At 37.8% G+C, this 16,455-nt stretch carries 13 protein-coding genes; 7 read left to right on the top strand and 6 right to left on the bottom strand.

Annotated elements, in window-relative coordinates:
* Positions 1 to 286: 286 nt before the first annotated feature.
* The 5 genes from KHA95_RS03370 to KHA95_RS03350 all read right to left on the bottom strand — a co-directional run bounded on the left by KHA95_RS03370 (position 287) and on the right by KHA95_RS03350 (position 3,898).
* Positions 287 to 451 (bottom strand): hypothetical protein, encoded by a 165-nt coding sequence (locus KHA95_RS03370; RefSeq protein WP_213136031.1) that lies wholly within the window; start codon positions 449 to 451, stop codon positions 287 to 289.
* A 129-nt stretch (positions 452 to 580) separates the two neighbouring features.
* A complete protein-coding gene (locus KHA95_RS03365; protein WP_213136030.1) occupies positions 581 to 1,252 on the bottom strand; it encodes a GNAT family N-acetyltransferase in 672 nt (223 codons plus the stop codon).
* A gap of 11 nt (positions 1,253 to 1,263) precedes the next feature.
* Entirely contained in the window at positions 1,264 to 1,932 is a 669-nt protein-coding gene (locus KHA95_RS03360; protein WP_213136029.1) for a GNAT family N-acetyltransferase, read from the bottom strand.
* Positions 1,919 to 2,797, bottom strand: coding sequence for a carbon-nitrogen hydrolase family protein (locus KHA95_RS03355; RefSeq protein ID WP_213136028.1), 879 nt, complete (start codon positions 2,795 to 2,797; stop codon positions 1,919 to 1,921). The genes KHA95_RS03360 and KHA95_RS03355 overlap by 14 nt, the downstream gene beginning before the upstream one ends.
* Before the next feature lie 513 nt (positions 2,798 to 3,310).
* The gene (locus KHA95_RS03350; RefSeq protein ID WP_213136027.1) at positions 3,311 to 3,898 is read right to left on the bottom strand and encodes a hypothetical protein; all 588 of its coding nucleotides are present in this window, start codon (positions 3,896 to 3,898) and stop codon (positions 3,311 to 3,313) included.
* A 547-nt stretch (positions 3,899 to 4,445) separates the two neighbouring features.
* Between KHA95_RS03350 and KHA95_RS03345 the strand changes: the two genes are divergently transcribed.
* From KHA95_RS03345 to KHA95_RS03320, 6 genes are all read left to right on the top strand, one after another.
* Entirely contained in the window at positions 4,446 to 6,491 is a 2,046-nt protein-coding gene (locus KHA95_RS03345) for a GAF domain-containing sensor histidine kinase (protein ID WP_213136026.1), read from the top strand.
* 188 nt (positions 6,492 to 6,679) lie between these two features.
* Entirely contained in the window at positions 6,680 to 7,252 is a 573-nt protein-coding gene (locus KHA95_RS03340) for a GNAT family N-acetyltransferase (protein ID WP_481748399.1), read from the top strand.
* A gap of 489 nt (positions 7,253 to 7,741) precedes the next feature.
* Positions 7,742 to 10,078 carry a helix-turn-helix domain-containing protein gene (locus tag KHA95_RS03335; protein ID WP_213136025.1) on the top strand — a complete coding sequence of 779 codons (2,337 nt, stop codon included), beginning with the start codon at positions 7,742 to 7,744 and terminating at the stop codon, positions 10,076 to 10,078.
* Positions 10,079 to 10,316: 238 nt separating this feature from the next.
* A complete protein-coding gene (locus tag KHA95_RS03330) occupies positions 10,317 to 11,744 on the top strand; it encodes an MFS transporter (protein ID WP_213136024.1) in 1,428 nt (475 codons plus the stop codon).
* 84 nt (positions 11,745 to 11,828) lie between these two features.
* Complete coding sequence (locus KHA95_RS03325) at positions 11,829 to 13,016, top strand: amidohydrolase (RefSeq protein ID WP_213136023.1); 1,188 nt, start codon at positions 11,829 to 11,831, stop codon at positions 13,014 to 13,016.
* Positions 13,017 to 13,313: 297 nt separating this feature from the next.
* Positions 13,314 to 14,675 (top strand): cyclic 2,3-diphosphoglycerate synthase, encoded by a 1,362-nt coding sequence (locus tag KHA95_RS03320; RefSeq protein ID WP_213136022.1) that lies wholly within the window; start codon positions 13,314 to 13,316, stop codon positions 14,673 to 14,675.
* Positions 14,676 to 14,753: 78 nt separating this feature from the next.
* Here KHA95_RS03320 and KHA95_RS03315 read toward each other — a convergent pair whose 3' ends face one another.
* Positions 14,754 to 14,927 (bottom strand): hypothetical protein, encoded by a 174-nt coding sequence (locus KHA95_RS03315; protein ID WP_213136021.1) that lies wholly within the window; start codon positions 14,925 to 14,927, stop codon positions 14,754 to 14,756.
* A gap of 170 nt (positions 14,928 to 15,097) precedes the next feature.
* On the opposite strand from KHA95_RS03315, the gene aes reads away from it, so the two are divergent.
* Positions 15,098 to 16,054, top strand: a complete 957-nt coding sequence (gene aes, locus KHA95_RS03310) for an acetyl esterase (RefSeq protein ID WP_249316478.1) — start codon at positions 15,098 to 15,100, stop codon at positions 16,052 to 16,054.
* Positions 16,055 to 16,455 lie beyond the last annotated feature (401 nt).

The following is a 16,455-nucleotide window of genomic DNA, read 5'->3' as shown; positions in this document are numbered from 1 at the left end:
TTGTGTCGTTTGGTGAGACATGGTTTTCTCTAGTTAGGCGTTTAAGGTTTAGAACGAGGAAAAGAACCATAAGAAAACAAATTAAAAATAAGTAATGATATAAGGAAAACACCACTACGCCTTCTACGTTCACCCCTTAAGCCACCTAGTACGTAACAAAACTTATTTTAAAACCAAAGCGAATAATAAAATACCATCATAACGATGCCTGCCCCTGAGTACGATTATCCTTTATATACTGAGGGACAGGCATTTTTGCTCCAAAATTACCGAATTTAGTGGATCTTTAATCGCGCATGGCTCCCGCTTCCCGCGAAGTCATCGCACCTTGTCCTTGACTTACATCTTTTTTAATTTCCTGTTTTACTTTTTGGGCATCAGTTCCGGCAAATCCTGATTTCATCATAGAACCTGAATTCACATTCTGTTTAGGTTGTTGCTGCTGTTCCATACACATTCACCTCGCTTAATGTTTTACCTTCCATCTTATTATTTGCAACGACACCCAGTATATCCAGATAAAAAAATGCCTGTCACTCCCTGAATGAATCAACAAAATTTGGGAAATGACAGGCACCACTTAAAGCGGTCGCAACTGCACTTTGTCTTTCATCTTCAATTCGTCTATCATGTCGATCCAACGTGCAGGTTTGTTGGAAAGTACGGAATAATAATCTGTTAGGAAGTCGACGACTAAATTCGCATCAATTTCCGTGACAGAATCGTCGGTTGGCATAAAGCAGAAATCTAGCCCTTCAATCGCTTCGCCGTCATTTTTCCAAGAAGGATGCACGTACGGGAAATCAAGGCGTTGATAGCCAAGATGTGAAAGAACTTCGCGGCGTACATACGGGTTCATTGCCATCACACCGCCGAAGGCGAAATCCTCACGTTCGTACGGATCATAGATTTCGGCAAACATGCCATATAGCACTTTTCCATTTTCTTGAGCAAGCCTCGCCAGATCTGCCGCACGTTTCACTGCCAAGAAGCGGCCTATCCCTAGATTTGACTCTCCGATGATTGTAAAATCGGTCATGGCGATATTCCATGCGGGATAATAGCGATATTCAGTTGCCCCTACTACTTCTCCTTCATAGACTGCAACGAACACTCGAATGCTCGGGTCTTCCAACGGTTCTTTCCATAAATCAAATTCCAGCACTTCTTCAGGCGGGAAAATTTTACCTAATAATGCATGCATTTTTGCAAATAATGGGTCTTCAATTGTTGTAATACGAATATAGTCCATTTTACTCCTCCTCATCCGAGAAACGGATTTTTCCATTCCATTAATAAAGCGTAGTTGTGCGATTCTGCATCATCTAGGTAATTTTCAATGAGTGCAAGCGGCATACGTCCACATCGCAGTAAAAATGTCACGACAGGATCAACCACTTCGCCAGTGATGACAGCCTGTGAATATTGCTTCGCAGTCATTCGATCTGCGTAACGATGATATCCTGGCATACGTCCTCCGCCAACTAACCGCTCAAGCTTAAGCGCAACGACCGTTTGGTACATCGCCTGCATCATCTGTTGCCCGAGTTTTAATTTCCGGTAACGGGGGCTAATGCAAATATCGACAACATAGAGCGTATTGCCTTTCGGGTCGTGATTACGGATATACCCATTGTCCGTCATCTCTTCCCATGTATGGTGCGGATTTTTTGGGTCAAACTGCACACGAAGAGCTGTCATCGAACCGACAAGTTCCCCATCGCTCTCCACACAGATTGCCCCTTCCGGAAAAAGGGAAACATGATTTTGAAGCTGCTTTTCATTCCACCAAAGCTCGGAAGGAAAAGGCGGTGGAAAGCATTCCGCCTGCAATTCGATCATCCCTTCGAAATCGTCAGCGTTATAATTGCGAATAATGACTGGAATTGGCTTGCCATCATCAAATGCAAACAGCTCCTTATGATAAGCCATCTTTTTCTCCACTTTCCCAATCAACATATAAATCAGTTCGGCGATCACGCCATGTCGTGACAGATCCTTTTTCCCGCACCTCGTATAATAAAGACAAATCCAAATCAGCGGTCACGAGCATATCGTGGTTCAGTTCACCTTCTGCTAGCAAGCCTTGTGGCGGAAACGGGATATCATTAGGTGAAATAATTGCAGCTTGCCCAAAATTTGCCCGCATCAAATCAACGGAAATCGAACCGACTGTTCCCGTTAACACGACATATACTTGGTTTTCAATCGCCCTCGCATGACTTGTATAACGTACGCGATGGAAGCCATGGCGATCATCCGTACAAGACGGGCAAAAAATGACATCGGCACCTTTTGCTTTCGCCATCCGGACGATTTCTGGAAATTCGATATCATAGCACGTTAAAATGGCGATGCGGCCTTTCGCTGTGTCGAAAACCCGCAACTCTTCCCCAGCTGCCATATTCCATCCTTCAATTTCAAAAGGCGTAATATGCAATTTCGCTTGCTCCTCAATTTTCCCATCTGGATAAAAAAGATGAGCAACATTATACAAGCTGCCACCACGTTCAATAATATGCGTTCCACCAATGATATGCATGTTGGATTCTTTCGCTAATTTTGTAAACAATTCTTTATACTGCTCTGTAAATGCTGGCAGCGCAGTAATATCCAGTGCCTTGCCTTGCTCATTACCGATTGACATGAGTTGTGTTGTAAAAAGTTCAGGAAATAGTACAAATTCCGATTCATATTCTTGAGCATTGCGTACATAATGCTCACATTGTTTTGCAAAATCATCAAAGGAACGGATATCATGCATATGATATTGAATAGCAGAGACACGAAGTTTCAAAGATTCACTCCCCCTAATCTAAATATTTTTACAATTATCATAGCTTGAGCGGGGCATTTTGTCATGCTTTATTTTCGCATGAAATGAAAGGGAAGAGAGTCAAGCATTCATTGTGTAAGCCAATAGACGCCTGACCCTTTGTAATACTTGTCAAATGCGCTGAATTTAATATTACCTCTTCCGACATACCTAAATAATCGAGGAATAATTTAATACTTTGGGGTTACTATAATACAGCATTGTTGCTATTGAACCAAAATATAAAAAGCAACAATCACCATATACCAATAATAGCTAAAGTGACAACGGAGGGAATAACATGGTAAAGGACTCAGAAGCACCTAAAGAAAAGAGAAATAATGTAGCTAAACGACCACCTGAACAACAAAAAGGAAAAGCAAGATCAAATGCCCGTGGAGGAAGAAATTAAAGCCATCAGGGTTTAATTAAACACTCACGAATGTTTAAATATCAACGTTTGTGGGTGTCTTTTTGCTGATTACTACCGGAATTCTAATTTGTAATTTTTTCAACCTTGATAATCGTGTTTGTTACATCTAAATAAGTGAAACGATACTTCTCACCTTTATATATTAAAAAATCCTCAAAAAAGAGTGTCATTTCGCCTTCAGTCGTTTCAATCAGTACAATCTTAGAAGGACGAGATCCTCTATATATATCCGTAACTAATAAATCTTTGACTTGCCATTCGCCATTTGTATGATTTTTCATATCCTGAATAGATTTATTTGCTTCAGTAAAACCGAAAATTATTAAAAATATGGTAATTATTAAAGTGAATATCCCACCAATCGCGAATTTGATCACCGCTGATTTTTTGATTCCCTGAGGGTTATAAATGATAATCATAAAAATGTGATACAGGAAAAATGAGCAGAATGTCAAACCAGTAGCCAACAAAAAGGACGTTCCAATGAAGTCATGGACGAACGCTGTATAAAGATCCGTCGCAAACCTATTTGATACAATAAAAGTGCTTCCTATTATAACCAAAACAATAATGACCATTAAAAAGCGAAAAATGATTCGTAGTCGTTTTTCGTTCGGGTCTTTATTTAATTTTAATGATTTTTTCCTCATACACATTCACCTCGCATTCGGCTATTTCATTGAGCTAAGATTTATTACCAATAAACCATTTACTTAATTTCATAGTGTATACGAAAGAAAGTGGTAAAAGTTTCAAAGGAGAAGAATTGCTATTTGTATTATCTTAATTCTATCGGTGAGACCCCGCAGTCCCCGTTTAAGGAACGAAGCATTCGGCAACGGCTTCGTGACCAATCTCCTGTTGGCCCGAGGCTTAAACAGTCACCTGCGGAAAGCGAAGTATATTTGCGAAGCGAGTTATTTGCAGTTGCTATCATTCGTATTTTGATTTGATAAAAAATTGTCCCAGCCCCGTTCCTTATAACCCCCTTGGTGTTAAAAATCCCTCAACTATTACACTATAAATCGTTGCAGTAACCCAACCAAACGTTACAGTAAATTGCCCTAGTAAAATAGATTTTCCATGTTATATTAGACTTAAAGAGTGCGGGTAAAAAATTGGAAGTAGTGTAAATTTGATTTAAAATTGAAAATTATAATGTTGGATTTCAAAATGCCTATGATTGGAGACCTTGTGATGTTAAGTGAACAGACGAGATATTATAGGCTCGCGAATATAACAAAAGTCATTAATACAAAGTTAGAATTACATGAAGTATTGCAGCGTGTAATGGAGGCAATATCAGAAGAGATCGTTCAATGTAATTCTATCGGTATTTATTTGCCGCAGAAAGATGGTACGTTTAGAGGCTTTGTCGGCAAACCAGAAATGATGAATGAAGTCACTCTTGATATGCTCGTTATTGATCCTGAGAAAGATTTACTGGCTAAAGAAGTGATAGACACGAGAAAAACCATCTATATCCCCGATACGTCAAAGGATCATCGACCAGATCCGGGGCCAGTTGAAGCGTTTAAAATTAAATCGTTATTAGCTCTGCCTATATCATATGGGCAAGAGTTATTTGGTCTTGTTTTTTTATTTGATTATGGAACTCCAATGAATTTAACAGAGTTAGAAATTCAAAGTGTTGAGGCGTATGTAAATATGGCGGCAGTCGCCATTCAAAATGCAAATAATATTAACCAAAAGGAAAATCTTATTGCTGAAAAGCAATTATTACTTGATGTTACACGTGATTTATCGATGTGTTCCTCGAGTCAGGAAAGTCTAGACAAATGCTTTTACTACTTAAGTAAGATTTTAGATAGTAACCATATTGCCGCTCACCTCCTCGACCCATTTAAAAAGAAAACCATTAGCTTAACGAAGGTAAATAAAGATTGCATCTGGTCAGAAGCGGATTGGAATGAAAACCTTAATAACTTAAAAATGGACCTAAGCTATGAAGATATAATTCGAAAAGTGATCCATACAAAAAAGATGATTTTTACCTTAAGTGTAGATATGAAGGGTCTACTTATGATTCCATTGATTTCAATGGGGGAAGTATTAGGGATTATATCTGTTATCAATATAGAAGAGAAAACTCCCCATTACTCCGAAGCCACTATTCAACTAGCGCAATCAATTGTTGATGCTACGGCGCCTACATTTTCAAACCTGTTATATGTGGATCAGCTTGAAAACATGGTAGAAGAACGGACAAAGGAACTAGCTACCGCGAATGAAAAGGTTATAAATGTCATTGAAAGTATTACGGATGGATTTTTTACTTTGAATAAAGAGTGGGAATTTACGTACTTAAATAAACATCAATATTTGCCACAGGGAAAAACAGAAAAAGAGGTATTAGGTAAGAATATTTGGGAAGTCTACCCCAAGTTTAGGGATACAGACATATATAAAGAATTTCATCGCGCGATGTTGGAGCGAATATCCGTACATTTCGAAGCTTCCTCAACCTCTGATGATTATTGGTACGAATTAGTTGCTTATCCGTATGACGAGGGGATTTGTTGTCTTATTAAAGACATCACTGAAAAAAAGAACTATGAGAAGGAATTGAGAAGATTATCAAACTTAGATTTAATCGGGCAAATGGCGGCTGGTATCAGCCACGAGATTAGAAATCCAATGACAACCGTACGCGGATTCTTACAGTTATTACAAAAAGACGATGAATTTGAGAAACATCATCATTACTTTGATTTAATGATTGAAGAACTTGACCGTGCCAATTCGATCATTACCGAATTTCTCTCCATAGGTAATACAAGGACGTCCGATTTAGAAATGTTAAATTTAAATTCAATTATCCAAGATATTAGTCCATTAATCAAAATTGACACAATTAGCCAAAATAAACTGATTCAATTTGATACGAAGGACATACCAGAATTACTTTTAAATCGTAATGAGATCCGGCAATTAATCATCAACCTATACCGCAATGGATTAGAGGCGATGGAGACAGGAAAAGTTCTAACTATCGGCACGTATAAAGAAGAAATATATGTCGTTCTTGCTGTGCGGGATCAAGGAGAAGGCATCCCGCCTGAAATATTAGATAAGCTGGGTACCCCATTCTTCACGACCAAAGATAATGGAACGGGATTGGGACTAGGCATATGTTATGCGATTGCCGCCCGCCACAATGCAACCATTGAAATTCAGACGGGATTAGAAGGGACTACTTTTTATATTAAATTTAAAATATAAAATAAGATAAAACTTTCGTTTAGGTGAACGGGAGCGGTACTACAAGTGAATAGCATTCGACGATTATCTTCCTGAAAAGTCTTATTTATGAGATGTTGAAAAATTTTCCACTAACAGTGTTGTTCTCATTTATTCAAGTAATAGAGTGGGGATACAATTGGAAATAAAATATTTTGGGGAGGTTTATTGTGGTAGAAGTAAGTGCATTTCCTATACTTGAAACGAATAGATTAATTTTAAGACAAGTAACAAAAGATGATGCGAGCAGTCTTTTAAAGTATTTATCTGATAAAGACGTGATGAGATACGTTGGATTAGAGCCATTTAAGTCCATTGATGACGCATTGGATGAGATTTCGTGGTATAAATCAATTTACGAAAAGAAAACAGGAATAAGATGGGGAATTACGCTAAAGGACCAAGGAGAAGTAATAGGTAGCTGTGGTTTCCTTAACATGGTTTCACAGCATCACCGTTCTGAAATTGGTATTGAATTAAGTAGAGAATACTGGGGGAATGGAGTAGCAAGTGAAGCATTTGCAGCCGTTATTAATTATGGCTTTGAGCAGATGAACTTGCAACGGATCGAAGCGTTAATAGAACCTCCTAATATACCGTCACAAAAATTAGCGGAAAGACAAGGATTTACGAGAGAAGGGCTTTTGAGAAGTTATGAGTTTACTTGCGGAAAATTTGATGATTTATATATGTATTCATTGTTAAAGCAAGAATTTAATCTAAATAATAGAAGGCCAAAGTGAAGTCACTCATATCAAGGGGACTCACTTTGTTTTTTTATTTCCCTTCTAGTGACGAAGGTTGAACTATATCAATGCACGATCAATCTATGACCTATTAGGACGTAAGAAAAAAATATCATTATTTTATTATGGACTTATTAAATAATAGTTGAGTATAAAAATAATGATTGGTTGTTTTTCGTTTACTAAATTTCAAATGGGTCAATAATTATTTCATAGCCCGGCTACAACAGAAATCCCCCAAACTCCTACCGTAATCATCGCAGTGGTCCTGTTGCTCACACGTCATCCAATATCAAGTTAAACATTGCCGTATTCCATTTTTCTAAAAGAAGGGTGCTTCCAGATCTAATTTCTTTTTTTATTAGACTGCGACTTTTGCTTTTTACCCCTTCACAATAAAGTAAAGATTTTTTTGTATAAATGTGTGAGGTTCTGGTTTTTAGGGTATGCTTTTTATCGAACAAACAGGCGCTAGGGGTGATTCGATTGAGCAATCCTTTACTAGATTTTCAAATATCATTTCAACATATTGATTTGTTAGTGCCAAGGATAAATAAAGGAATCCAATTTGTTCTGGTTATTAGTGGGGAATTAAAGATTGAAACGTCCAGTCGTTTTTATCATCTGGAAGAAAATGACTTGCTTGTGCTTAATCGGAATCAGTCTTACCAAGTTCAAGGAAGCGAAGATAATCAGGTAATGATTTTATCGATTTCAGAGGGATTCATGGATCATTATTACGGGGATTATCGGAACCAGCGATTTGAGTGCTATTCAAGAGAAATTGATTTAGGTAGAGAAGAGATGATTTTGTCCCTTCGTAAGTTATTGGCAAATGTGATGATTAGTTATTATCGGCAGGATGAGTGCTATCAACTTGAGGTAATAAGCTACATCTGTCAAATGTTACTCATTTTGATTCGGAGTTTTAAAGAGGAAGGCAGTGTTCTTCAGAAGATCGATACGGCTGATCGGCGTTTAGTGCAAATCATTGACTATATGGAAAGAAATTATGATCAGATGATTACATTAGAGGAGGTTGCGAAGAAATATTTCCTTTCAACGAGCTATCTGTCCCGCTATTTTAAACAGAAAATGGGAATGGGGTTTAGTCGCTATTTAATGAATATTAGATTGAAGCGCAGTATGAAGGATTTGCTTTACACTTCAAACTCGATTTCTCAAATTGCGATGAATAATGGCTTTCCAAATACAAAGTCCTTTTCAACGTTTTTTAAAAAGGTATACGGAATGACGCCGCATGTATACCGGGATCGCCATGCTGCACAAAGTGAAGAGTCACTTCAAACTTACAGCAAAGTCGATGCTACGAATCCGATTCAATTATCTGAAATAATAGCAAAATGGAGCAGCATCCATTTAGATGATCAAAAATCATACAGTCATACAGAAACAAGATATGAAAAGCTGCCAATCCATTTATCTCTACCTGAATCGAGGCCATTGCATTATCCGAATCATACTTTGATAATTGGGGAGATTTTTGAATTATTAAAAGAAGATGTTCGCGCTCAAATTTTAGATGTGAAAAAGGATTTGAACTTAAAGTACATCGGTGTTCGCCATCCGATTAGTAATACGGCCATTCCGCCAGAAGTAGAGACAGATGAAGAGATTCCAACGACATCTCCTTATTTTAATATGGATAGTGCGCTGCAGTTTATGAAGGACCATGATTTAGCTTTGTTTATACGAGCTGATTATATGGATATTTCGCGGAATGAAGAACAATATTTTACGAAGCTTGGTCAATTTATTCGCCATTGTTTGCAGCTTTATGGGGAGTCGTTTATAAATGAATGGCATGTAATGTTTTACGAGCCGTATTATACAGGAGTTGAGGCAATGGAGCTCCAAAGGCTTTATTTAAAGCTTCATCACTTATTGAAAACGATAGCTCCTTCGATTCAGGTAGGTGTGTATATGCCTTTTTCCTTCCATAAAGAAACAACGAGCAAGCATCATCAGTGGCAGTTAGAGCACGGCGGATGTATTGATTTTATCGGTTATAATGCGAACCAAAATGAGGTTGTTGATTTTAAGGAAATGGCGGAAACGAAATTTGATTTAGTTAAAGAGTACATTAAGGAAAAAACGAATAAGCTTAAGCTCTATTTAAGAAAGAACCATATGGAAAAGCCGATTCACCTTGTTTCTTGGAATACGTTGTCGGGGAATACAAGATATACGAATGGTACCTTTTTTCGCGGAGCATTAATTTTAAAAAATGTATTGGATATATCGAATGATGTGCAAACAGTTGCTCTCTGGATTAATACAATTGTGCATGAGAAGGCAGGGAATGATCATCGTTATCGAATGGATGGCTTAGAATTATTCCATTACCTAAAAGGAAAGCGCCCTGCTTATTATGCTTTGATGTTTTTAAAACGTTTATATGGCGAAATCATTGCATATGGGCGCGATTATGTGATGACAAAGAATGAGCGGGGATATCAGTTAATTCTTATGAATTGTACGATTGTTAATCCGTATTTCTCAGTTGAAGAGGAATTTTTGCAAAAATTAAATAAAGAAATTCAAGTGACGATTTCTGGAATTCCTAAGGGGGAATATCAAATACGGAAGCATGTATTTGATAAAAATCATGGAGCATTATATACAAAGTGGTGGCAGCTAAATAGCAAGCATGGGATGGATGCTGAAATCATTGATTATATTATTCAATCCAGTAGACCTTCCTTAGAAATCTTTGATGAATGTATTGAAGAAGAGTGGTCATTTTATTCCTATTTAACAAGCAATGCGATCCACTTTTTTGATATTCGAAAAGCTTATTGATTTGTGTATCTAAACAATCCAAACAAGTGATTATATTGTCTCGATGACAAAAATCAACCACTTAATTTTTACCTAATAAAACGATAGGTTAAATATTTAGCCTTATATTGTCCCTGTTTGCATAAAAATTGACTCTAAAAATATAGGCGAAATTTTTATAATTAGGACATAGAAACTAAACAATGTTTCGTTCGTCATCGTTTTTTATTAGGCAAAAAAGTGTGGGAGGTTTTTAACGATGGAGACAAATTATAAAGGTACGGATAAGTTAATTACAGGGATTGTGTTCGGTGTAATCACCTTTTGGCTTTTTGCTCAGGCGATGGTCAATGTGGTTCCGGCCGTTCAATCTGACTTAGGGATTTCGTCTGGACCGATAAATATAGCGATTAGTTTAACAGCCTTATTCTCAGGGATGTTTATTGTGGCTGCTGGTGGGCTTGCAGATAAACTTGGTCGTAAAAAGTTTACGTATATGGGCTTAATTTTAAGCGTGATTGGCTCATTATGTCTTGTGTTTGCACAAGGAGCCACATTGTTAATTATTGGGCGTATCATTCAAGGGATTTCTGCTGCTTGTATAATGCCGGCAACCATTGCTTTAATGAAAGCTTATTTTGATGGGAAAGACAGACAACGTGCTCTTAGTTACTGGTCCATTGGTTCTTGGGGCGGTTCAGGCTTTTGTTCATTTGCGGGTGGTGCGATTGCAACATATATGGGCTGGAAATGGATTTTTATTTTTTCAATTATTTTCGCCCTTCTTGCCATGTATTTAATTAAAGATACACCTGAAAGCAAGGTGGAAGGAACAGGCTCTTTTAAATTTGATTATACTGGTTTAGCGATCTTCATCGTTACGATGATTGCATTAAACGTCTTAATTACTTTTGGTGCAGACTTAGGTTGGACAAGTCCAATTGCGATTATTTTAGCTATTGTTACACTTGGTGGCGCAGTGGTTTTTGTCAATGTTGAAAAAAGAAAAAAAATCGCGCTTATTGATTTCTCTCTATTTAAAAATAAACCATATGCGGGCGCTACGTATTCAAACTTTTTGTTAAATGCGATTGCTGGAACACTCGTTGTTGCGAATACGTACGTTCAAGTAGGACGAGGATTTACAGCATTTCAATCAGGGATGCTATCGATTGGATACTTGGTAGTCGTTCTTGCGATGATTCGCGTCGGTGAGAAAATTTTGCAAAAGGTAGGCGCGAAATTGCCGATGATTTGGGGCGCAATTATTACGACGGTTGGTGTAGCGATGATGGGTCTCACCTTCTTGCCTAATTTTGCTTATACTGTCGTCGTATTTATTGGATTTGTTTTCTTTGGTCTTGGGCTTGGAGTGTATGCAACACCATCAACAGATACATCTGTTTCCAATGCGCCATCTGACAAAGCGGGTGAAGCGGCAGGGGTTTATAAAATGGCAAGTTCATTAGGCAGTGCATTAGGTGTGGCGATTTCTGCAACAGTTTATAGTTCAGTTGCAGCGGTTGGAAGCATTGAAACTGCTGCATCAATAGGGATTATCGTCAACGTCATATTTGGTGTTCTCTCACTGCTTTCTATTATGATTATGGTTCCTAAAAATGCTGGCAAATCATCTGAAGTTTTATCGGAAAAAACATTCCAAACACCAAGTGAAGTAGCTAATTAAAGGATAGGGATTCAGCTCATTTTTATAAATGGAAACGGAATGGATGATATCGTTCCTCCATTCCGTCAAAAGGAGACGAAAATGATGAAAAATGAATTAATGAGCATGTTAGAATCACGTAAAGATGAAATCATTGAAATCCGTCGTTATTTACATGAAAATCCAGAGCTTTCATTTAAAGAGGAGAAAACAGCTCAGTATATTGCCGATTTTTATAAAGGAAAAGATGTAGAGATTCAAACAAATGTCGGCAATGGCTATGGCATTATCGTCACGATTAAAGGTGGTAAGCCAGGGAAAACGATTGGCCTGCGCGCTGATTTTGACGCCCTACCTATCGTAGAAGAAGCAGATGTCCCGTTTAAATCAAAGAATGAGGGTGTGATGCATGCGTGTGGCCATGATGGACATACTGCTTATTTGTTAGTACTAGCTGACTGCCTGATTCAATTGAAAGGGTCGATTCCAGGTACAATTAAGATCATTCATCAACATGCAGAAGAGGTGCCGCCAGGTGGAGCAAAAAGCATTGTTGAGTCTGGTTTGATCGATGACTTAGATGCAATTTACGGCATTCATTTATTACCGATGGGACCGGCGGGAACGGTCGGATATCATGCTGGATATTCGTTTAATGGACGAGCATACATGAAATTAATTGTGCAAGGTCGAGGCGGACATGGCTCCTCTCCTCATCTGGCAAATGACGCAATTGTAGCTGCTGCTCATTTTGTTACAGCTGCTCAAACGATTATTAGTCGTAGATTAAATCCTTTTGATGTCGGCGTCATCACGATTGGTTCTTTTGATGGGAAAGGTACATTTAACGTAATTAAAGATAGTGTTGAGCTTGAAGGCGATATTCGCTATATGACCGTAGAAACAAAAAAAATCATTGAAAAAGAAATGAAACGGATTGTGAGAGGGATTGAAGAACAATTTGGCGTCACATGTGAGCTTACGTATACGCCGGATTATCCGCCTTTATATAATGATCCGGAGCTTACAGCGAAGGTAGCAGCAAGTTTACAAAGCATGGATGATAAAGATATTAAAGAAGTAAAGGAATTTCCAGCATTACCGCCATCTGAGGATTTTGCTTATTATGCGGAAAAATTCCCTGCTTGCTTCTTTTACATTGCATGTTCACCTAAAGGGGTGGAAGAGCCTTACTTCAACCATCACCCGAAATTTGATATCGATGAAGATGCTTTGCTCGTAGCGGCAAAAGCGGTGGGACAAGTTGTGTGTAGTTATTACGAATTAGATTAAATAAAAGATGAAAAAAACCATATCACATACTTTTTTAGTATGAGGGATATGGTTTTTTCATTGTATTGGTGACAGATTCAATCAGACAATTAATTATTTTGGGGATTGTACCTTAGGTTCATCTAGAAAAGCCATCGCGGTTTGAGGTAGATAATCAATAAACATCTATCTAGTATTTTCCTGAAATTACTCCAAGAGTGGAAAGAGTTTATTAATTTTTTTAAAAATATGTATTGTATTAATATGCAAAGTGACTTATAATTATTTACAAGACATGCATTAATAGGAGCGAGTGCTATGAAAAAAAATATTATTATTATCGGTGCTGCTGGAAGAGATTTTCACAATTTTAATACATTTTATCGTAATAACGATTCATATAATGTCGTTGCTTTTACGGCAACGCAAATTCCGGATATTGATGGACGGAAATACCCGAGCGAATTAGCAGGTGAGTTATACCCAGAAGGAATTCCAATTTATTCACAAGAGCAATTGCCTGAGTTAATTAAAGAATTAGAAGTGGATGAATGTGTTTTTGCATATAGTGATGCTAGTTATGAAGATGTGATGGGCGTGAGCGCGATCGTTAATGCTGCTGGTGCGAACTTTACATTGCTAGGACCAAAGAGCACGATGTTAAAAAGCAATAAGCCAGTCATTTCGGTTTGTGCTGTGCGAACTGGAACGGGAAAAAGCCAAACGTCGAGAAAAATTATCGAGACACTGTTGGAGCATGATTTGAAAGTTGTTGCAGTAAGACATCCAATGCCTTACGGTGATTTAAACGCACAGCGTGTTCAGCGTTTTGCAACAGTAGAAGATTTAAAGAAACATAATTGTACGATTGAAGAGATGGAAGAGTATGAGCCGCATGTGGAGCGCGGAAATATTATATACGCTGGTGTAGATTATGCCGATATTTTAGCAGCGGCTGAAAATGATCCAGATGGCTGTGACGTTATTTTATGGGACGGAGGAAACAACGACTTTTCTTTCTTCGAGCCGGATTTAGCTGTTACGGTTTTGGACCCGCATCGCCCAGGCCATGAACTAAAATATTATCCTGGTGAAGTATGCTTGAGAACAACCGATGTAGCAATCATTAACAAGGTAGATAGTGCTGCAGAGGAAGCTGTTCAAATTGTAGAAAATAATATTAAATTCGCAAGCCCTAATAGTACAATTATTAAAGCTGAATCGACGATTACAGTGGATCATCCGGAAAGTATTGCAGGCAAGCGTGTGCTAGTTGTTGAAGATGGCCCAACTTTGACTCATGGAGAGATGAAGCTTGGCGCGGGCATCGTTGCAGCGGAGCGTTTAGGAGCGAAGGAAATCGTTGACCCACGTCCATTTGCGGTTGGTACGCTAACTGAAACGTTTAACAAATACCAACATATTGGTAACGTCCTTCCAGCGATGGGATATGGCGAACAACAATTGAAGGATCTTGAAGAAACAATTAATAAAACTGACTGTGATGTAGTGATTATCGGTACACCGATTGATCTAACACGCGTCATTTCAATTAATAAGCCTTGTACAAGAGTTCACTATGATTTAGACGAAATTAGCGATCCAAATCTTGCTGATGTTTTAAAAGATTTTATTAATACACATAAGCTATGTGATAAACAGCCAGCACCAGTTAAATAATGAGAAAAAGACTAGCGACATTTGTTGCTAGTCTTTTCATGTATGATGGACATATTTAACGAAGCGTCTTTTTCCAATTTAAGATAATGGTGTTTTCTTTTCCTCTTTCACTGAGATGATCTCGGCGTCTGCACCGAATTTTCCTCGAATCACTTTTCTAGCATTGACAGGGGTTCTGGCGTTAACTTTGTTGATCTGTTTTTCCCCATTTCGTTCAATTTCTACAAGGAAGCATTTTGATCCGCACATCATATGAATCCCTCATTTTTTAAGTTTTTTATTCCACCTCTTAATTGTAGGATAACTCTACTTTAATAGGAAATGTTCCGCTGGCTTAAGTTAGAGTAGTTTATCTTTAGGTTATAATACTTGAAAAGACACTCCCATTCCAAGACTGTCTTGATATAGGATGGAGGATAGAAATGAACAAAAAGAATGTGTACAAAATGATGACTTCTGAAATGCTAGAAACATTAAATAAACAAGCTGAACTTATTGGAGATACATTTTCAACAGATGTCACTTATGAAAAAATGCGTGAAAACTATGTGAGTGAACGAAAGTTTTGGAATAAGGGCGGCCCAGAACCTAAGCAAACTGTTGATTTAAAGATAGAAGGACCCTACGGTTCAATAGCTATTCGTATCCACTACCCGAAAAAAAGAAGAGGAAATGGCTCAATTGTTTATATTCATGGTGGCGGGTTCGTCGTTGGGAATATTGATACTCATAGTAGGATTATGCGGATGTTGATGGAAGAAACTGAATCCGTGGTCATTGGAGTAGACTATCATTTAGCACCCGAATATAAATACCCTAAGCAAGTAGAAGAATGTGTTTTCTTAGTTGAGTGGTTACGGAACCATGCGGAGAAATATAATATCGATCCCAATGATATCGCCCTTGCAGGTGATTCAGCGGGAGCAAATCTATGTTTAGCGACGGCTTTGTATTTAAGGGACAACAAGAAGCATGTTTCTTATTTACGTTGTTTGCTTCTCTATTATGGAACTTATGGACTCACTGATTCTAAGTCTATGCGTTTATTCGGAGGGGAATATGATGGATTAAGCGAGGAAGATTTAAAAACATATAGAAACATGTATATCGGAGGTGAAAATAAAGATCTACGTTATTACGATTGCCTTTCAAATGATTTAACTCATGGAATACCGCCGTGCTATATTGCCTGTGGAAATTTAGACCCGCTTCAAGATGATAGTAAATTATTAAATGATATTTTAACCTACCATCATCAAAAGGCAGTATTAGAAAAATTTAAAGGGGTTATTCATGGATTTTTGCATTATACGAGCATTGTGCCAGAGGCAAAAGAAGCTATACGAAATGGAGCAAAATTTTACAGAGGCTTGAATTAAATGTTTGCCTGTCACCATCTGCATTATATTGTTTTTCAATATGGTTCGCGAAGTGACAGGGTGTCTCTGTTACTACTAAATATTCGTCAGTTGTGTTTAGGCTATCATGTGGTTCATTTTCCCGAGCGGCGGATATATGGCTTAACCACTGTAATATATTCTAAAGAACTTCAAATCCTGCACAACGATTGGTTCTATTAAAAAAACCAGTCGGTTTTTCCTTGTATAAACCTTTCGATATCGCTCAATTTTTCATTAAATTGTAAATAACTAATGAATCCCATAAAAAAAGCGCTATTTAAATCTATTAAAAATAGTTGTATAATTAGGAATTAATAAGATATAAATAGGTGGCGCTTTAGCTTGTTTGTTATGCAAAGAGGAAGCGTCTACATCCTTTT

The organism is Bacillus sp. FJAT-50079 (genome assembly GCF_018343515.1).
Lineage (GTDB): Bacteria > Bacillota > Bacilli > Bacillales > Bacillaceae_C > Lederbergia.
Note: the sequence above shows the minus strand (reverse complement) of the source record. Positions and strands in the feature narration are given on the sequence as shown.